The following is a 17493-nucleotide window of genomic DNA, read 5'->3' on the forward strand; positions in this document are numbered from 1 at the left end:
GGCTAGGCGACGAGTACGGCGGCGCAGACCGCCAGCGCCACCGTGCACAGCACCGCCGTCGTCGCCTGCCGGGGCACCAGCGCGGGCGGCCGCGCCCCGGAGGCCAGGGTGCGGATCCGCCGGTGGGCCACCCACAGGAACCCCAGCCACAGCGCACAGCACACCGCGCACCCGACGGCCCCGGCGGTCGAGGCCCGGCCGTGCAGCGCGGTCTTCACGGCCAGTACGGCCGCCACGGTCGCCGAGAGCGTCGTACGGCGCCAGGCCAGCCGGGTGCGCTCGGGCTGCAGTCCGGGGTCCCGGTCCACGGGCCCCGGCGCGGGGCTCACCCCGCCCATCCGACCAGCACCACCACGACCATCGCCACGGCCACTATCGCGACGACCAGGCTCAGCAGTGCCGGGAACCGGGACGCGGGCAGGTCCTCGCCGCGCCGGATCGCCCGCTCGCAGCGCACCCAGTGGTTCACCGCGCGCAGCGAGCACAGCACACCGGCTCCGAGCAGCGCGAGCGCGAGACCGACCCGCCAGGCCCAGCGCAGGTCCGGCAGGAACTGGTCCACCGCGAACCCGCCGCCGATCAGCGCGAGCGCGGTGCGCAGCCAGGCGAGGAAGGTGCGCTCGTTGGCCAGCGAGAACCGGTAGTCGGGCGTGCCACCCTCGTCGCGCACCTGCTCAGGCGCGAACCACAGCCGGACGTTCCTCACGAAGTCGCTCACGCCGCCGACCCTACCGGCGCCTCACCGGCCGCTTCGGAACGCCTTCAGCCGCTCGTACGCGGCCAGCCCGTCCGGCACCCACTCCCAGGTGCCGAGCCGCCGCTCGACCTCCTCACCGGGCAGGAAGTCATGCCACTGGACCTCCTCGGCCTGGGGGTTCACGGGCAGCTCGCAGCGCACCTCGTACACCGCGGACCACCAGCTGTTCCCGGCCCCGTCGTCGTACAGGAACTTGAAGAGGAAGGCCGGCTGCGGCAGTCCGCGTACGCCCAGTTCCTCCTCGGCCTCCCGCAGGGCCGCTTCGTCGTAGGACTCGCCCGCTCCGACCACCCCGCCGACGAACATGTCGTACAGGGCCGGGAAGACCAGCTTGGTGGCGGTGCGCCGGTGCACGAAGAGCCGGCCGGCCGCATCTTGGGCCTGGATGAACACGCAGCGGTGGCGCAGGCCCTTCGCATACGCCTCGCCGCGCGGGTGCCGGCCGACGACCTGGTCGTTCTCGTCGACGATGTCGAGGATTTCGTCCGCGGGGTTCATGGCCCCATCCAAGCAGGCGACCGCTGCTCAGCGCCGCTGGAGGTCCCGGGCCGACGGCTCCGTCTGCGCCGCGCCGCACGGCATCGCCGGGTGCATCCCGAGCAGCACGATGCCCGTCACCACCGCCGCGAGCCCGGCCGCCTCCCAGGCCAGCGCCCCGGTGTCGGTGCGCAGCCGGTCGCCGAGGAACCCCACGCCGCACAGGATCCCGGCGAGCGGCTCGGCGGCCGTCAGCGCGGGCAGCGACATGCGCAGCGGGGCCGTCTCGAAGGCGCTCTGGACCAGGACCAGCCCGGTGACCCCGCACGCCAGCACGCCGTACGGCTGCCAGCCGGTGAACAGCTCGGTGAGGCCGCCCTCGGCGAAGCGGGTGCCGCTCACCCGGGTCAGCGCGTCCTGCACGCCGTACAGCAGCCCGGCAGCGGTGGCCAGCAGCACCGGGCCCCAGCTCAGCCGGGAACGCTTGCCGTACGTCGTGAGCACCAGGGCCGCGCCCACCATCGCGCCGATGATCAGCCAGTGCCGCAGCGGATCGGCGATCGCGTGGCCGCCGCGCGGCTCGCCCGCCAGGATGAACGCGCTCACCCCACCGGCGAGCAGGGCCAGCCCCGCCCAGCCCTGGCGGCCCAGCGGCTGTCTGGTCTGGTGCCGGGAGAGGGCGAGCGCGAACAGCAGGTTGGTCGCGAGCAGCGGTTCGACCAGGGAGATCTCCCCCTTGCCGAGGGCGATCGCGCCGAGCACCATGCCGGCCACCATCAGGCCGAGCCCGCCCAGCCAGCGCGGCACCCGCATCAGGTCGAGCAGCAGACGGAAGGACAGGAAGTCGCTCAGCGGTGCCTTCTCCGCGGCGTTCTGCTGGAGCACGAATCCGAAGCCCAGACAGCAGGCCGCACTCACGGCGAGAAGGAGAACCAGAACGGACACGCTGCGTACCTCGATCATCCGGCCGGACCACGGGTGCGTAGTGGCCGACTGTAGCGCTCCGGGGACTCGATGCACCCGGAAGTACCCGGAACCGGGCGGTTGACTCGCCATGGTGGGTGGCCGGGCGGCCCGGCGCCATGGCGTACGCCACAGCGATCCGCCGGCCACCCCCGCGGCGCCCCGGCCCACCTGCGTGGAGTTCCCCAAGTTCCTTGCGTGCAACGGTGGTTGAACGCGGCAACAGGCCCGTTCCGCTTGACGCGACCCTTGGCTGAGGGTTTGCTGTGCGTGATCGGCCGATGGCAGCCCGAGAAACAGGAAGTCCCGCGGTGCCCCCTCTCCCACCCGTGCTCGGCGCCCACCGGGCCCATACGGACCAGCCCGGCGACACCGCCCCGGACGACTCCGGTGCCTTCGACGGCACCCTCGGCGACGCCGGACTGCACACCGCGCGCGCCGCGCTGGCCCAGGGCAGGCGTCACGCCGCCCGCTCCCTGCTGCTGCACACCGGCGACGACTGGGACCGCCGCGGCCACCGCCTCACCGTGCTCGCCCAGGAGCCGTACGCCGCGGCCTGGGCCGACGACTGGCTGCACGCCGAACCCGGCTCCGCCGACGCCGCCACGCTGTACGCCCTCGCCCAGGTCCAGCGCGCCCTGCGCGGCAAGGAAGAGCCCGACCGGGCCCGCGCGGCCTGCGCCGACGCCGCCGCCGTGGCCCCCGCGGACCCCACCCCCTGGCTGGGGTCACTCCTGCTGGCCCGCACCCTCGGCCCCGAACACGAGGTTCTGGGCGTCTTCGCCGAGCTGCGCCACCGCCACCCCGAACACCACCACGCCCACCATCTGCTCCTCGCCCGCCTGGCCGAACGGCCCTCCGGCGGCCGGGCCGCCGAGGACCACGAGGTGTACGACCTCGCCGAGCTGGCCGCCGCCGAGGCCCCGGCCGACTCCCCGCTCGCCCTCCTGCCGGTCGTCGCCCACGCCGAGCGCCACCGGGTCCTCGTCGCCGCAGGCCTGGCCCCCGCGGACCCCGCGGCCCGCGGACACTGGTCCGGCCCGCGGGCCCGCCGGATCCTGCGCGCCGGCTTCGACTGGTGGCTGGAGTGGGAACACGACGAACACCCCCGCCGCCACGTCGACCTCAACCACCTCGCCTTCGCCCTGTCCTGCGCCGGCCGCCCGGCCGAGGCCGCGGCCCTGTTCCAGCGCATCGGCCGCCACGCCACCCCGGCGCCCTGGTCCTGTCTGCACCGCGACCCGCTGGCGGCCTTCCACGCGGCCCGCGCCCGCGCGCTCGGGCGTTGAACGGCGGGGGCCGCCCAGCCGTACGGGTGGGCGAGACCCACATGAGAAGTGATGACGGAAGTCTTACCTGTGACCCGGTTCCCTGGCCCCGCAAGGCCCCGAGTGCTCGAATGGCAACGTGAACCCTGAACGATCCGAGGAGCGGGACGGCACACCCGTCGGCCGCCGCGTCTTCCTCGGCACCCTCGGCCTGGGCGCGCTCGGTGTCGTCGCCGCGCCCGCGCTGCAAAGCGGCCTGGAGGGCTTCCTCGGCGCCGTCGCCGGCAAGGATCCCACCGGACTGACCGGCCTGCTGCCCAACGGCGGCGGCTTCCGCTACTACTCCGTCGCCGCGTCCGTGCCGCGCAAGGACGCCACGGACTACCGGCTGACGATCGACGGACTGGTCGACCGCCCGGGCACCCACACGCTGGCCGAGCTGCGCGCCCTGCCGCAGACCCGGCTCGTCAAGGACGTCCAGTGCGTCACCGGCTGGCGGGTCCCCGGCACCCCCTTCGAAGGCGTGCGGCTCTCCCACCTGCTGGACATGGCGGGGGTGCGCTCCACCGCCAAGGCGATCCGTTTCACCTGTTTCGACGGCACCTACACCGAGAGCCTCACGCTGGCCCAGGCCCGCCGCCCCGACATCCTCGTCGCCCTGCGCATGCAGGACAAGGACATCTCCCACGACCACGGCGGCCCGGTCCGCCTCTACGTCGCCCCCATGTACTTCTACAAGTCGGCCAAGTGGCTCTCCGGCATCACGGTCACCGACCGGGTCGAGCCCGGCTACTGGGAGCGCCTCGGCTACGACGTCGACGCCTGGGTCGGCCGGTCGAACGGACGGACCGATGAGCCTACGAGCTGACGCCCCGGCCCCGCCCGCTGCCCGCATCCGCCGCTTCAGCCGGGCCGAACGCTGGGTGCACCGCGCGACGGCCGTGCTCATGGGCGTGTGCGTGGTCACGGCGGCCGTCCTGTACATCCCCCAGCTGGCGGTCATGGTCGGCCGCCGCGAACTGGTCGTGCGCATCCACGAGTGCGCCGGGATCGCCCTCCCGGTGCCGGTCCTGCTGGGCCTCGCCTCCCGCGCCTTCCGCGCCGACCTGCGCTTCCTCAACCGCTTCGGCCCGCACGACCGCGTGTGGCTGTGGGCCGCGCTGAGCCGGGACAAGCGCCGCTCCTCCCGCCCGGCCGGCAAGTTCAACGCCGGCCAGAAGGTCTACGCCGCGTGGATCGCCGGCGCCGTGCTGGTCATGCTCGGCACCGGCCTGATGATGTGGTTCACCCACCTGGCCCCCCTGATGTGGCGCACCTCGGCCACCTTCGTCCACGACTGGCTCGCCCTGACCATCGGCGTGGTCCTGGCCGGCCATGTCGGCATGGCCCTGGGCGACCCGGAGGCGAGGCGCGGCCTGCGGACGGGGACGGTGAGCCGGGAGTGGGCCGAGCGGGAACACCCGCTGTGGCGGCCCTAACCCGTGAACTCCAGCAGCACCTTGCAGGACCGCCCCCGGTCCGCGGCCAGCTCGAACGCGGCCCCGAGCGTGCCCGCGTCCCGCAGGGGAACCACGGAACTGATCAGACCGTCGAACTCCCCCTGCGCGGCAAGAAGTTGCAGCGCGTCGTCGAACTCCACATCGAAGCGGAACGCCCCGCGCAGCTCGATCTCCCGGCTCACCAGCAGATTCCCGGCGAACGGACTCCGCCCCGGCGGCAGCATCCCGAGCTGGACGACCACACCGCCGCGCCGCACCAGCCGCAGACAGGTGCCGAGCCCGGCCGCGACCCCGGACGCCTCGACGGCCACGTCCACCTCCTCGGGCCACCCGGCGTCGCCCGGGTCGTCGGCCCGTACCAGCGTGTCGGCTCCGGCCACCGCCGCGTACCCGAGCGCCTCGGGCACCAGGTCCGTCGCCGTCACCCGTGCCGCGCCGGCCGCCTTCGCCGCCGCGACCACCAGGCACCCGATCGGTCCCGCCCCGGTGACCAGCACATGCCGGCCGGACACGTCCCCGGCCCGCCGCAACGAGTGCAGCGCCACCGACAGCGGCTCGGCGAGCGCGGCCCGCCGCAGCCCGAGCCCCTCCGGCAGCGCCCTCATCTGCCCGGCCGGTACGGCGATCCGCGCCGCGAACCCGCCCTGGACATGCGGGAAGCGGGCCGCACTGCCCAGATACCGGGTGTCCCGGCACACGTTCGCCCGCCCGCCGGCACACTCCGGGCAGCGCCCGCACGGTGTGGCGGGGTGCACGGCGACCGCCGTACCCGGCGCCGGTCCCTCGGCCCCGGCGCCGTGGGCCAGCACCGTGCCCACCACCTCGTGCCCGAGCACCATCGGCTCGCGCAGCCGGAAGTCACCGACCCCGCCGTGCCGCCAGTAGTGCAGGTCGGACCCGCAGATCCCGCCGTAGCGGACGGCCACCAGGACCTCGCCGGGCCCGGGCCGGGGCACCGGCAGCTTCGCCACCCGCAGATCGCCGGCCCCGTGGATCACACAACCCAGCATTGCCGCAGCCCCTTTCAGAGCACGCTCGTCATGCCGCCGTCGACGTACAGGATCTGCCCGTTCACGAAGTCGGCGGCGGGTGAGGCGAGGAAGAGCAGGCCGCCCACCAGGTCCTCGGTACGGCCCCAGCGGCCGGCCGGGGTACGCCGGCGGACCCAGGCGCTGAACTCCTCGTCCGCCACCAGGGGGCGGGTCAGCTCGGTCTCGATGTAGCCGGGGCCGAGGCCGTTGACCTGGACGCCGTACGGTCCCCAGTCGGCGCACATGCCCTTGGTGAGCATCTTCAGCGCGCCCTTGGTCGCCGCGTACGGCGCGATGCCGGGCCGGACGACCTCGCTCTGCAGCGAGCAGATGTTGACGATCTTGCCGTGGCCGCGCGCGGTCATCCGGCGGGCCGCCTCCCGGCCGACCAGGAACGCGCCGGTGAGGTTGGTGTCCAGGACGCGGTGCCAGTCGGAGTCCGTGAACTCCAGGAGAGGGGCACGCAGTTGCATGCCCGCGTTGTTCACGAGGATGTCGAGCGGGCCCACCCGCTCCTCGACGTCCGCGATCCCGGCGGACACCGAGGCGCCGTCGGTCACGTCGAACACCGCCGTGTGCGTGACACCGGGCAGGTCCGCCGCGGCCCGGGCCAGCCGGCCGGCGTCGCGCCCGTTGAGGACCACCGTGCAGCCCGCCTCGGCCAGGCCCCGGGCCAGCGCGTGGCCGATGCCCCGGCCGGCGCCGGTGACCAGGGCCGTGCGGCCGCTGACGTCGAAGAGCGGGTGACTCATGCCCCTGCCCCTAGATGATCAGTGAGAGGAGCAGGACCAGGCCGCCGGCGACCACCGAGATGATCGTCTCCATGACCGACCAGGTCTTGACCGTCTGCCCGACACTCAGCCCGAAGTACTCCTTCACCAGCCAGAAACCGGCGTCGTTGACATGGCTGAAGAAGAGCGAGCCGGCGCCGATCGCGAGGACCAGCAGGGCGGTGTGGGTGGTCGACATGTCGGCCGCGAGCGGTGCGACCAGGCCGGCCGCCGAGACCGTCGCCACCGTCGCCGAGCCCGTCGCCAGCCGGATCGCCACCGCGATCAGCCAGGCCAGCAGCAGCGCCGGTATCGACCAGTCCTTGGAGACGTCCAGGATCATCTGGCCCACGCCGGAGTCGATCAGCGTCTGCTTGAAGCCGCCGCCCGCGCCGACGATCAGCAGGATGCCGGCGATGGGCATCAGCCCCTTCTCGACGGTCTGCTGCAGCCGGTCCCTGCCGAACCCGGCGGGCCGGCCCAGCGTGAAGAAGCCGACGATCACGGCGGCGAGCAGCGCGATCAGCGGGGAGCCGACGACGTCGAAGACGCGCTGGGTGGGGTGCGCCGGGTCGTCGACGACGATGTCCACCAGCGCCTTGGCCAGCATGAGCACCACCGGCAGCAGCACGGTCGCCAGGGTCGCGCCGAAGCCGGGGCGGCGCTCCAGCTCGTCCGAGGCGCGCTGCGGCAGCATGCGGTCGGGGGCGGGGACGTCCACCCAGCGGGCCGCGACCCTGGAGAACAGCGGACCGGCGATGATCACCGTCGGGACGGCGACCAGGATGCCGAGCGCCAGGGTCACGCCCAGGTTGGCCTTGACGGCGTCGATCGCGACCAGCGGGCCGGGGTGCGGCGGGATCAGGCCGTGCATCACGGACAGACCGGCCAGGGCCGGGATGCCGATGCGCATCAGGGAGTAGTTGCCGCGCTTGGCGACCATCAGCACGACCGGGATCAGCAGCACGATGCCGACCTCGAAGAACAGCGGCAGACCGATCACGGAGGCGATCAGGACCATCGCCCAGGGCATCGCACGGCCCCCGGCCTTGGCGAGGATCGTGTCGACGATCTGGTCGGCGCCACCGGAGTCGGCGAGCAGCTTGCCCAGGATCGCCCCGAGCGCGATCAGGACGCCCACGCCGGCGACGGTGGCGCCGAGCCCGGTGGTGAAGCTGGTGATGGCCTTGTCGAGCGGTGCTCCGGCGACCGCCCCGAGCACCAGGGAACCGATGGTCAGGGCCAGGAAGGCATGGAGCTTGAACTTGGTGATGAGCAGGACGATCACGGCGATGCCCACCAGGACGGCGATGCCCAGCTGGGCGTGTCCGGCGGAGGTGATCGGCGGAGGTGCGTCCGCTGCCAGCATCTCGACGCTGAGTCTGGTCACGGGGGATCCCTTGCGGTGACGGGGACGGGGGTGAGGTGTTACTCGGATGCGACGGGAAGCGCGTCCAGGGCCCGTACGGAACGCTCGGTGATCTCCTGCGGGCTGCCGTCGACATCCACGGCGACGCCCGCCTCGTCCGGCTCCAGGGGCTGCAGCGTGGCGAACTGGGAGTCCAGCAGCGCCGTCGGCATGAAGTGCCCCTGACGCTGCTTCATCCGGCCCTCGATCAGCTCCCGGTCGCCCGTGAGGTGCACGAACACCACCCCGGGAGCGGCGGCCCTGAGCCGGTCGCGGTACGACCGCTTCAGCGCCGAGCTGCTGACCACCCCGCCCAGTCCGGCCCGCTCGTGCGCCCAGTGGCCGATGGCGTCCAGCCAGGGCCAGCGGTCGGTGTCCTCGAGCGGGATCCCGGCCGACATCTTGTCGATGTTGGCCTGCGGGTGGAAGTCGTCGCCCTCGGCGTACGGGACGCCCAGCCGCGCGGCGAGCAGGGGACCGATCGTGGTCTTGCCCGTCCCCGCGACGCCCATCACGACGACGACCTGGGGGGTTCGCATGTACTGCCTCGCTGTCTTCCTCGACATCCGACGCCACGACGGCGTCGCCACACTGAAACCCATTAGGTACGACGAATTCAAGACTCTGTGACTTATAAGTCTGACTTTTTGTCTCTGTGATCCACGCCGTACGCTGAGTGCATGACCACACCGGGCCGGGGGCTGCACGGCCATGTACTGGACACCCTCGGCCCCGCGATCACTGCGGGCGAGTACCCGCCGGGCAGCGTTCTGCGCACGGACGAACTCGCTCAGCACTTCGAGGTGTCACGCTCCGTGATGCGCGAGGCGGTCCGCGTGCTGGAGTCCATGCACCTGGTCGAGTCCCGACGCAGGGTGGGCGTGACCGTCCGCCCGAAGGCCGAGTGGAACGTCTACGACCCCCAGGTCATCCGCTGGCGGCTGGCCGGCGCCGACCGCCCGCACCAGCTCCGCTCGCTGACCGTGCTGCGCTCGGCCGTGGAACCGGTCGCGGCCGGCCTCGCCGCCAAGCACGCCACGGCACAGCAGTGCGCCGAACTCACCGAGTGCGCGCTCGGCATGGTGGCCACCTCACGCGGCCACCGCCTGCAGGAGTACCTGGTCCACGACGTCGCCTTCCACCGGGTCGTCCTCGCCGCATCGGGCAACGAGATGTTCGCCCGGCTCGGCGACGTCGTCGCCGAGGTGCTGGCCGGCCGCACCCATCACGAGGTCATGTTCGAGGACCCCGACCCGGCGGCGGTCACCCTGCACGTGCAGGTGGCGGAAGCGGTCCGCGCCGGCGACGCGACCCGCGCCGAACAGCTGACCAGGGAGATCACCGTGGGCGCCCTGCAGGAACTGGACATCCTGGCGCCCTAGCCGGCCGGTGCCGGTCAGTCCAGGAAGTCCCCGTCCACGTACACCCACGCCCCGTCCACCCGCTCGAACCGGCTCCGCTCGTGCAGCGCACCGCCCCGGTAGGACGCGCGGAAGGTCACCGTGCCCGTGGTGTGGAAGGCGGAACCGTCGGCTGCCTCCAGGATCTCCAGGCCCGTCCACGACATCCGGGGGTCGAGGTCCAGCTGCTCGGGCCGGGTCCGCGGATGCCAGGTGCGCAGCAGATACCCCGCGTTCCCGGTCACGAACGCGCTGTACCGGGAGCGCATCAGCAGCTCGGCGGTCGGCGCGGCGGCGGCCCCCGCATGGAAGCGGCCGCAGCAGGCGTCGTAGGGCTGGGGGAGTCCGCAGGGGCAGGCACGCGAGGTCATGGCCGACATTCTGCCCGTACAGTGGGAGAGCAGCGTCCCGCGGGGGCGCGGGGCCGTATCGGTGTGCGGCTCCGCCGCGTGGGCGCGAGCGGCCACGACGGACCGCAGACGACCGACCGCCCGTCGTGGTGCACCACGGAGCAGGAGGCGGACCATGACCCGACCCGTGCGCAGCCGTCCCCCCGCCGTCAAGGAATGGCGGCTGAACCTGTACCTCTCCGAGCACGACCCGGACACCACCGCCCGGATCATCCTGGACACCGGCGAGAACGTCCTGGAGAGCCACGCCGAGGCCCGCCGCAACCCCTACGACCCGGACGTACCGGAGATCGGCGACGAACTCGCGGCCGGACGGGCGCTCATCGCGATGGGCCGCCGGCTGCTGCGGGCCGCCGACGGGGACATCAAGGCGGTGGGAGCCGACGACATCGAGGACGCCACGCCCCTGTGGCTGGCCCGGGAATGACCCCTGACGGCCTCCCTCACCGGCCCTTGCGCAGGAACCGGCGCAGCCGGGTCAGCGGCCAGGTGTTGATCACGTCGTCCCGGGTGAGCCAGCCGCGCTGCGCCGTGCCCACCCCGTAGCGCAGCTGCGCCAGATGCGGAACGGAGTGCGCGTCGGTGTTCACGGCGAACCTCACTCCGTGCTCCCTGGCCCGCAGGATGTCCTCGTCGCGCAGGTCGAGACGGTCCGGCTGGGCGTTGACCTCCAGCGCGGTGCCGGTGCGCGCGCACGCCGCGAACACCTCGTCCCAGTCGGCGTCGACGCCCGGGCGCCTGCCGATCAGCCGGGTCGTCGGGTGCCCGATGACATGGACGTACGGGTTCTCGCAGGCCCGCACCAGCCGCCGGGTCATCGCCTCGCGGCCCAGGTCGAAGTGCGAGTGCAGCGAGGCCACGCACACGTCGAAGCCGGCCAGGAAGTCCGCCGGCCAGTCCACGCCGCCGTCGGGATCGATGTTGAGTTCCGCGCCGTGCAGCAGCCGCATCCCGTGGTGCGCGCCGTCCAGCTCCCGCAGCCGCTCCCGCTGGGTGAGGATCTTCTCCTCGGTCATGCGCTGCATGAAGAGGCCGGGGGCGTGGTCGGTGACCGCGTAGTACGCGTAACCGCGCTCGGCGGCGGCCGCCACCATCTCCTCCAAGGGGGCCAGGCCGTCCGTGAGATCGGTGTGGGTGTGCAGGTCCCCGCGGATGTCCTTCTCGGTCACGACCGCCGGCAGCTCGCCGTGCAGGGCCGCCTCGATCTCCCCGCGGTCCTCCCGCAGCGTCGGTGCGATCCACGGCAGCCCGAGCCGCGTGTACACCTCCTCCTCGGTGCGGGAGGCCAGCGAGTCCCCGCTCTCCGCGTGGAACAGACCGTACTCGGAGAGCTTCAACCCCTGGTGCACGGCGAGGGTGCGGGTACGGATGTTGTGCGCCTTCGAACCCGTGAAGTACTGCATCGCGGCCCCCCACGACGGTGGCGGCACCACCCGCAGATCCACCTGGAGGCCCCTGGCGGTGCGCACGGACGTCTTCTTCGAGCCCCGCGCCACGACCTCCGCGGTGGCCGGCAGCTCGCACAGCGCCGCCATGAACGGCTCCGACCGCTGCGCCGCGACCAGGACGTCCAGATCCCCGACGGTCTCCCGCATCCGGCGCAGCGACCCGGCGTACGCACAGCGCTTGCACCCGGTCACCCCGGCCAGCTCGGCGACGATCTCCTCGGCGGTGTCCAGGGCCAGCGCCAGCGGCACCCGGGCGCCCGCCTGCCGCAGCAGCTCGATGCCGTGCCGGATGTTGTCCTGCGTCTTCACGCCGAAGCCCTTCAGATCGGCCAGCGCGTCCGCCTCGATCGCCGCGGCCAGCTCGCTCACCGACGAGATGCGCAGGTCCTCGTAGAGCCGCAGCGCCTTCTTCGGGCCCAGACCGGGGATCGTGATCAGCTCCCGCACCCCGGCGGGGATCTTCGCCCGGCGCTCCTCGACCACCGCCATCTTCCCGGTGCGCAGGTACTCGATCACCTTGTCGGCGATCGACCGGCCCACGTTCGGGATCTCCCTCAGCCCGTGCTCGTCCAGCTTCGCGATGTCGGCCGGATACCCGCCGATGGCACGCGCCGCCTTCTCGTAGGCGCGCGCCTTGAAGGCGTCGCCTCCCGTGATCGCGATGAGGTCCGCGTACTCCCGCAGGAGCGCCTCGACCTCGTCATTGGGCCGGGCCACCCCTCAAGTCTAGGGACGGTCCCCGAGCACCGGCAGCGGCGGCAGCGCCGTCCCGTACACCCACGCCTCGAACAGCCCCGCCGGCGGCTCGTCGGCGAACCGGGCCACATGCTCGGCGAACGCCCCCGTCGTCACCGACCCGTTCCGGTGCAGCCGCACCCAGTCGCGCAGCATACGGAAGAACGCGTCGTCACCCAGCGCGCAGCGCACCGCGTGCACGGTCAGGCCGCCCCGCTCGTAGAGCCGGTCGTCGAACATCGACCTGCGGCCCGGGTCGGCCAGCCGCAGGTCCTGTGGCAGCCCGGCCAGCGACCGGTGTGCCGCGGCGGCCAGTTGCTGGGCGCCGCGGCCGCCCGAACGCTCGGACCACAGCCATTCCGCGTACTTGGCGAAGCCCTCGTTCAGCCAGATGTGCCGCCAGTCGGCGATCGACACGCTGTTGCCGAACCACTGGTGCGCCAGCTCGTGCGCCACCAGCCGTTCCGAACCCCGGGCGCCGTCCACGTGGTTGGAGCCGAACAGCGACAACCCCTGTGCCTCGACCGGCACATCGAGGTCCTCCTCGGTCACCACGACCGCGTACTCGTCGAACGGGTACGGACCGAACAGCTCCTGGAACAGCTCCATCATCGCGGGCTGCCGCGCGAAGTCCCGGGAGAACCGGGGCAGCAGCTGCGCCGGTATGTGCCCGTGCTGCGGCACACCCCCCGGGCCCGGGTCGCCCAGCAGCACCGTCTGCAACCTGCCGATCGCCAGGCCGACGAGGTAGCTGGACGTGGGCGCGGACTGCTCGTACACCCAGGTCGTCGTCGAGGCCTTCGTCGTGCGGGTCAGCAGCCGCCCGCCCGAGACCACCGCGTACGCGGACGGCGCGGTGACCGAGAGCAGGTACGACGCCTTGTCGGCGGGCCGGTCGTTGCACGGATACCAGGACGGCGCCCCGACCGGCTGGCTCGCCACCAGCGCCCCGTCCGCCAGCTCCTCGAAACCGAGCCCGCCCCAGGGGCTGGGCACCGGCCCGGGGTTGCCCGACCAGTGCACCTCCACGGTGAAGGCCGCCCCGGCCCGCAGGGGCTTGGCCGGGCGGACGCGCAGCCGGCCGCCCCGGTGCGTGTAGTGCGGCTGCCGGCCGTCCACCCGCACCCGGCCGATCCTGAAGTCCGCGAGGTTGAGCTGGAACTCGGCGAGCGGTGCCGGGCCGGCGATGGCGTTGATCCGGGCCGTGCCGGACAGCCGGTTCGGACCGGGGCGGTAGTCCAGCACGAGTTCGTAGCGGTGCACCCGGTAGCGGGCGTCACCGTTGTCCGGGAAGTACGGGTCCGGACCGGCCGGCTGCTGAACTGCCACTGCTGTGTCTGCTCCCTGCGCTGTGCCACCACTGCGTGCCGGCGCCCCGCCCGGACGCCTTACGCCTCCGGCGCGTCCCTTCGGCGGGTGACCCCCGGCGGCCCGCGCTCAGGGACGCCATGCCTCGATCGGGTTGCCGAGCCAGCGGGTGTCCTCCGGGACGGATTCCGCGGCCATGACGAGCGACGCGGGACCCAGGGTCGTACGAGCCCCGATCGTGCTGCCGGGCAGCACGATCCCGCCAGGGCCCAGTGTGGCGCCCGCACGGAGGACCACAGTATCCGTCCGCAAGATCCGGTCGTGGAAGAGGTGCGTCTGCAGCACACAGCCCCGGTTGACGGTGGCCGCGTCCTCCAGGGTCACCAGGTCCGCCTCGGGCAGCCAGTAGCTCTCCACCCACACGCCCCTGCCGATGCGCGCGCCGAGCCCGCGCAGCCACACCGTCATCACCGGAGTCCCCGGCACGGCCCCGGCCAGCCACGGCACCGCCAGCACCTCGACGAACGTGTCCGCCAGCTCGCCTCGCCACACGAGGGAACTCCACAGCGGATGCTCCCCCGCCCGGTGCCGCCCCACCAGCAGCCACTTCGCGAGCACCGAGACGACCGCCGCGACCGCACCCGCCCCGAGCAGCACCCCACCCGACAGGGCCCACGCCCACCGGCCCAGCGCGCACAGCGCCGCCACCGTCAGCACGGCCAGCGCCGCACCGCACAGCACCGGAATGATCCGGCACAGCTCCACCAGCCCGCGCGCCCACAGCAACCGGGCGGGCGGGTCGTACGTACGGCTCTGATCCCCGCCGGACGCGCTGCGCGGCAGCTTCACCGGTGGCAGCCCCAGGTACGAGGTGCCCTTCTTCGCCTTCTTCGGCGTCGCCGACAGCACGCCGACCAGACCGCCGTCCGGCACGCTCCGCCCCGGCGCGGTCATCCCGGAGTTCCCCAGGAAGGCCCGCCGGCCGATCTCCGCACGCCCGACCCGCACCCAGCCGCCGCCCAGCTCGTACGGCGCCGTCAGCGTGTCGTCGGCCAGGAACGCCCCGTCGCCGACCGTGGTCAGGCTCGGCAGCGCCAGCACGGTCGACACCTCGGCGCCCCGCCCGATCCGCATCCCCAGCAGCCGCAGCCACACCGGCGTGACCAGCCCCGCGTACAGCGGGAACAGCGCCTGCCGGGACCGGTCCATCAGCTGTGTCACCGTCCACGCCTGCCAGCCCACCCGGCTGTGCGTCGGATGTGTGCCCTCGCGCAGCCCCAGGCTGAACAGCCGTACACCGGCCAGGATCAGCAGCGCGTACGCCAGCCCGTAGGCGAGCGTGGCCGGGACCAGCCCCACCGCGGCCCCGCGCAGAGCCTGGGCGAGCGAGCCGCCGGGCGTCACGAAGACCCCGGCGACCAGCAGCGCGGCCACTCCCGCGCACACCGGCAGGGCACCGAGCCCGATGCCCGCGACGCCGTACATCACCCGCCAGTACGTGCCGCGCTGCGGCCGCTCCTTCGGCCAGTTGCGCTTGGCCTTGCCGAGCTTGACCGCGGGCGCGCCCGCCCACCGCTGACCGGTCGGGACCTGCCCGCCGACCGCCGAGCCCGGGGCCACCTCGGCCCGCTTGCCGACGCGGGCGCCCGGGAAGAGCATGCTGCGGGTGCCGACCGTGGCGTGCGCGCCGACCTTCACCGCGCCGATCTCCAGCCGGTCGCCGTCCAGCCAGTACCCGCACAGGTCCACCTCGGACTCGACGGCCGCGCCCCGGCCCAGCTTGAGCATGCCGGTGACCGGCGGCAGCGAGTGCAGGTCCACGTCCTGGCCGACCTTGGCGCCCAGCGCCCGCGCATACCGCTCCAGCCAGGATCCGGTGAGCTCCGTGGCCCCGCTGACCTCGGCCAGCCGCTCGGCCGTCCACAGCCGCAGATGCACGCTCCCGCCGCGCGGGTAGCGCCCGGGCGCGACACCGCGCAGCAGCAGCCGCGCGCCGCCCGCCGCGAGCGCGATCCGGCCGGGCGGGGTGAAGAACAGCAGACCGCCGGCCGCCAGCAGCCACCAGGGCGCGGTCGGCAGCCAGGCATAGCCGGGCAGCAGGTTCCCGGCGGCGGCCAGCACCAGCGTCCAGCGCAGCCCGAGCAGGGTGACCAGCGGGACAAGCAGGAGCAGCTGGACCGCCTGGGCGCGGACCGGGACCCGCGCGACCGTACGGGCCCTGCCGTCGTCCTGGACCGAGGCCTCCAGGCGCCGGGCCAGCTTGCGCAGGGTGGGCTGCTGGTAGAGGTCGAGGACGGCGGCGCTCGGGTAGCGGGTGCGCAGCCGGGTGGTGAGCTGGGCGGCCGCCAGACTGCCGCCGCCGATCGCGAAGAAGTCGTCCGAGGCGCTGGTCACCGGGATGCCGAGGACCTCCGCCCACTGCTCGGCGAGCCACGCCTCGGTGCCGTAGAGCTCGGCCCTGGGGGCCTCCACGCCCTCCAGGGGCCAGGGCAGGGCGTTGCGGTCCACCTTCCCGGACGTACGGGTGGGCAGCTCGGCGACCGGCGCGAGCAGCGGCACCAGCGCGGCCGGCAGCTCGGCGCGCAGCCTCTGCACGGCGGCCGCCTGGTCCCAGCCGTCCTGGGTGACGACGTAACCGACGAGCAGCTGGTTGCCGCTGCGGGCGGTGCGCACGGCGGCAGCGGCCCCGGCGACGCCGGGCAGGGCCTGCAGCGCGGCATCCACCTCACCCAGCTCGATCCGCCGCCCGCCCAGCTTGATCTGCTCGTCGGCCCGCCCGAGGAAGACGAGCCCCTCCGGGTCGGCCCGGACCAGGTCACCGCTGCGATAGGCCCGCTCCCAGCCCAGGGCCGGCAGCGGCGCGTACTTCTCGCAGTCCTTCTCGGCGTCGAGATACCGGGCGAGCCCGACACCGCCGATGACGAGCTGCCCGCTGCCGCCCATCGGCACCGGCTCCCCGGCCTCGTCGACGACGGCCAGCTCCCAGCCGTTCAGCGGCAGCCCGATCCTGACCGGCTCCTCGCCGGTCAACAGTGCCGCACAGGCCACGACGGTCGCCTCGGTCGGCCCGTAGGTGTTCCACACCTCGCGCCCCTCGGTGACCAGCCGCTGCGCCAGCTCGGGCGGGCAGGCCTCGCCGCCGAAGATCAGCAGCCGTACGTCGTTCAGGGTCTCGGGCTCCCAGAGCGCGGCCAGCGTGGGCACGGTCGAGACGACGGTGATCTCCTGCTCGACCAGCCAGGGCCCGAGATCGGCACCGCTCCTGACCTGCGACCGGGGCACGGGCACCAGACAGGCGCCGTACCGCCAGGCCAGCCACATCTCCTCGCAGGACGCGTCGAAGGCGACGGAGAGCCCCGCCATGACCCGGTCGCCGGGCCCGATCGGCTCCTCCGTGAGGAACAGGGCCGCCTCGGCGTCCACGAACGCGGCGGCGCCGCGGTGCGTGACGGCCACGCCCTTGGGCTTCCCGGTGGACCCGGAGGTGAAGATGACCCAGGCGTCCTCCTCGATGCCGGGGCGGGCGGCCGGGGAGCCGGACGCCCCCTGGACGGTGAGGCTGTGCCCGGCCCCGAGGACGGCCCGCACCTCGGCCTCCCCGAACACCAGCGCGGCCCGCTCGTCCGGGTCCTCGGCGTCGACGGGCACGTAGGCGGCGCCGACGGCGAGTACGGCGAGGATCGCGACGTACAGCTCGTTGGTCCCGGAGGGGACCCGCACCCCGACCCGGTCCCCGCGCCCGACCCCGGCGGCGGCGAGCCGCTGCCGCAGCCGCTCCACCTCGCCGGCCAGCGCACGGTAGGTCAGACACGTCGTACCGTCGTCCAGCGCCGGCTCGTCCGGGTGTGACCGCACGGTCGCGTCGAAGACGTCGACCAGCGTGCGTGGCGAGGCGGCGGGCCCGGCCGAGAAACGTGCCCTGTCGCCGAACTGCGCGCGGATCTCTTCGTCGAGCAGGCCGAGAGCGCTGCTCTCGTCTGTGGCTGCCATCGGGTCCTCACGTCGGTCCGGCTGAGTGA

17 protein-coding genes are annotated in these 17493 nt (G+C 73.5%); 5 read left to right on the forward strand and 12 right to left on the reverse strand.

Annotated elements, in window-relative coordinates:
- Positions 1 to 2 precede the first annotated feature (2 nt).
- The 4 genes from IE244_RS16080 to IE244_RS16095 are packed head-to-tail and all read right to left on the reverse strand — an operon-like array spanning position 3 to position 2179.
- On the reverse strand, positions 3 to 338 hold the full coding sequence (locus IE244_RS16080; RefSeq protein WP_191874212.1) for a DUF202 domain-containing protein: 336 nt from the start codon (positions 336 to 338) through the stop codon (positions 3 to 5).
- Positions 326 to 718 (reverse strand): YidH family protein, encoded by a 393-nt coding sequence (locus IE244_RS16085; protein WP_191874213.1) that lies wholly within the window; start codon positions 716 to 718, stop codon positions 326 to 328. The genes IE244_RS16080 and IE244_RS16085 overlap by 13 nt, the downstream gene beginning before the upstream one ends.
- A 21-nt stretch (positions 719 to 739) precedes the next feature.
- Positions 740 to 1255 carry an NUDIX domain-containing protein gene (locus IE244_RS16090; RefSeq protein ID WP_031162213.1) on the reverse strand — a complete coding sequence of 172 codons (516 nt, stop codon included), beginning with the start codon at positions 1253 to 1255 and terminating at the stop codon, positions 740 to 742.
- Between the two features lie 27 nt (positions 1256 to 1282).
- Positions 1283 to 2179: a DMT family transporter gene (locus IE244_RS16095; protein WP_191874214.1), complete on the reverse strand. Its 897-nt coding sequence runs from the start codon at positions 2177 to 2179 to the stop codon at positions 1283 to 1285.
- Between the two features lie 329 nt (positions 2180 to 2508).
- Here IE244_RS16095 and IE244_RS16100 point away from each other — a divergent pair, with 329 nt between their 5' ends.
- From IE244_RS16100 to IE244_RS16110, 3 genes are all read left to right on the forward strand, one after another.
- The gene (locus IE244_RS16100; protein WP_191874215.1) at positions 2509 to 3486 is read left to right on the forward strand and encodes a hypothetical protein; all 978 of its coding nucleotides are present in this window, start codon (positions 2509 to 2511) and stop codon (positions 3484 to 3486) included.
- Between the two features lie 118 nt (positions 3487 to 3604).
- Positions 3605 to 4333 carry a molybdopterin-dependent oxidoreductase gene (locus tag IE244_RS16105; protein WP_191874216.1) on the forward strand — a complete coding sequence of 243 codons (729 nt, stop codon included), beginning with the start codon at positions 3605 to 3607 and terminating at the stop codon, positions 4331 to 4333.
- Positions 4317 to 4943: a cytochrome b/b6 domain-containing protein gene (locus IE244_RS16110; RefSeq protein ID WP_191874217.1), complete on the forward strand. Its 627-nt coding sequence runs from the start codon at positions 4317 to 4319 to the stop codon at positions 4941 to 4943. Before IE244_RS16105 ends, IE244_RS16110 begins: the two co-directional genes overlap by 17 nt.
- On the opposite strand, the gene IE244_RS16115 is transcribed toward IE244_RS16110, so the two are convergent.
- Genes IE244_RS16115 through IE244_RS16130 form a run of 4 tightly spaced genes read right to left on the reverse strand, consistent with a single transcriptional unit; the run spans position 4940 to position 8712 of the window.
- The gene (locus IE244_RS16115) at positions 4940 to 5974 is read right to left on the reverse strand and encodes an L-idonate 5-dehydrogenase (RefSeq protein ID WP_191874218.1); all 1035 of its coding nucleotides are present in this window, start codon (positions 5972 to 5974) and stop codon (positions 4940 to 4942) included. The two genes, IE244_RS16110 and IE244_RS16115, sit on opposite strands and share 4 nt — an antisense overlap.
- A gap of 14 nt (positions 5975 to 5988) precedes the next feature.
- Positions 5989 to 6747 (reverse strand): SDR family oxidoreductase, encoded by a 759-nt coding sequence (locus IE244_RS16120; RefSeq protein WP_191874219.1) that lies wholly within the window; start codon positions 6745 to 6747, stop codon positions 5989 to 5991.
- Between the two features lie 10 nt (positions 6748 to 6757).
- Positions 6758 to 8155, reverse strand: coding sequence for a GntP family permease (locus IE244_RS16125; RefSeq protein WP_191874220.1), 1398 nt, complete (start codon positions 8153 to 8155; stop codon positions 6758 to 6760).
- 38 nt (positions 8156 to 8193) lie between these two features.
- Positions 8194 to 8712, reverse strand: coding sequence for a gluconokinase (locus IE244_RS16130; protein ID WP_191874221.1), 519 nt, complete (start codon positions 8710 to 8712; stop codon positions 8194 to 8196).
- 141 nt (positions 8713 to 8853) lie between these two features.
- Here IE244_RS16130 and IE244_RS16135 point away from each other — a divergent pair, with 141 nt between their 5' ends.
- Positions 8854 to 9555 (forward strand): FadR/GntR family transcriptional regulator, encoded by a 702-nt coding sequence (locus tag IE244_RS16135; protein ID WP_191874222.1) that lies wholly within the window; start codon positions 8854 to 8856, stop codon positions 9553 to 9555.
- A gap of 14 nt (positions 9556 to 9569) precedes the next feature.
- Here the strand turns inward: IE244_RS16135 and IE244_RS16140 are convergent, their stop codons facing one another.
- Complete coding sequence (locus IE244_RS16140; protein WP_191874223.1) at positions 9570 to 9944, reverse strand: YchJ family protein; 375 nt, start codon at positions 9942 to 9944, stop codon at positions 9570 to 9572.
- 154 nt (positions 9945 to 10098) lie between these two features.
- Between IE244_RS16140 and IE244_RS16145 the strand changes: the two genes are divergently transcribed.
- Positions 10099 to 10410 (forward strand): dsRBD fold-containing protein, encoded by a 312-nt coding sequence (locus IE244_RS16145; protein WP_031162187.1) that lies wholly within the window; start codon positions 10099 to 10101, stop codon positions 10408 to 10410.
- A 16-nt stretch (positions 10411 to 10426) separates the two neighbouring features.
- On the opposite strand, the gene polX is transcribed toward IE244_RS16145, so the two are convergent.
- The 3 genes from polX to IE244_RS16160 form a co-directional block, all read right to left on the reverse strand.
- The gene (gene polX, locus IE244_RS16150; protein ID WP_191874224.1) at positions 10427 to 12148 is read right to left on the reverse strand and encodes a DNA polymerase/3'-5' exonuclease PolX; all 1722 of its coding nucleotides are present in this window, start codon (positions 12146 to 12148) and stop codon (positions 10427 to 10429) included.
- Between the two features lie 9 nt (positions 12149 to 12157).
- On the reverse strand, positions 12158 to 13495 hold the full coding sequence (locus IE244_RS16155) for a M1 family metallopeptidase (RefSeq protein ID WP_191874225.1): 1338 nt from the start codon (positions 13493 to 13495) through the stop codon (positions 12158 to 12160).
- A 108-nt stretch (positions 13496 to 13603) separates the two neighbouring features.
- Positions 13604 to 17464, reverse strand: coding sequence for a Pls/PosA family non-ribosomal peptide synthetase (locus IE244_RS16160; protein WP_191874226.1), 3861 nt, complete (start codon positions 17462 to 17464; stop codon positions 13604 to 13606).
- Positions 17465 to 17493: the final 29 nt, after the last annotated feature.

The organism is Streptomyces filipinensis (assembly GCF_014649495.1).
Classification (GTDB): Bacteria; Actinomycetota; Actinomycetes; order Streptomycetales; family Streptomycetaceae; genus Streptomyces; species Streptomyces filipinensis.

Coding starts and splice junctions, on each gene's coding strand:
- IE244_RS16080 (WP_191874212.1), bottom strand. CDS start 338: ATGGGCGGGGTGAGCCCCGCGCCGGGGCCCGTGGACCGGGACCCCGGA.
- IE244_RS16090 (WP_031162213.1), bottom strand. CDS start 1,255: ATGAACCCCGCGGACGAAATCCTCGACATCGTCGACGAGAACGACCAG.
- IE244_RS16110 (WP_191874217.1), top strand. CDS start 4,317: ATGAGCCTACGAGCTGACGCCCCGGCCCCGCCCGCTGCCCGCATCCGC.
- IE244_RS16115 (WP_191874218.1), bottom strand. CDS start 5,974: ATGCTGGGTTGTGTGATCCACGGGGCCGGCGATCTGCGGGTGGCGAAG.
- IE244_RS16120 (WP_191874219.1), bottom strand. CDS start 6,747: ATGAGTCACCCGCTCTTCGACGTCAGCGGCCGCACGGCCCTGGTCACC.
- IE244_RS16130 (WP_191874221.1), bottom strand. CDS start 8,712: ATGCGAACCCCCCAGGTCGTCGTCGTGATGGGCGTCGCGGGGACGGGC.
- IE244_RS16135 (WP_191874222.1), top strand. CDS start 8,854: ATGACCACACCGGGCCGGGGGCTGCACGGCCATGTACTGGACACCCTC.
- IE244_RS16140 (WP_191874223.1), bottom strand. CDS start 9,944: ATGACCTCGCGTGCCTGCCCCTGCGGACTCCCCCAGCCCTACGACGCC.
- IE244_RS16145 (WP_031162187.1), top strand. CDS start 10,099: ATGACCCGACCCGTGCGCAGCCGTCCCCCCGCCGTCAAGGAATGGCGG.
- IE244_RS16160 (WP_191874226.1), bottom strand. CDS start 17,464: ATGGCAGCCACAGACGAGAGCAGCGCTCTCGGCCTGCTCGACGAAGAG.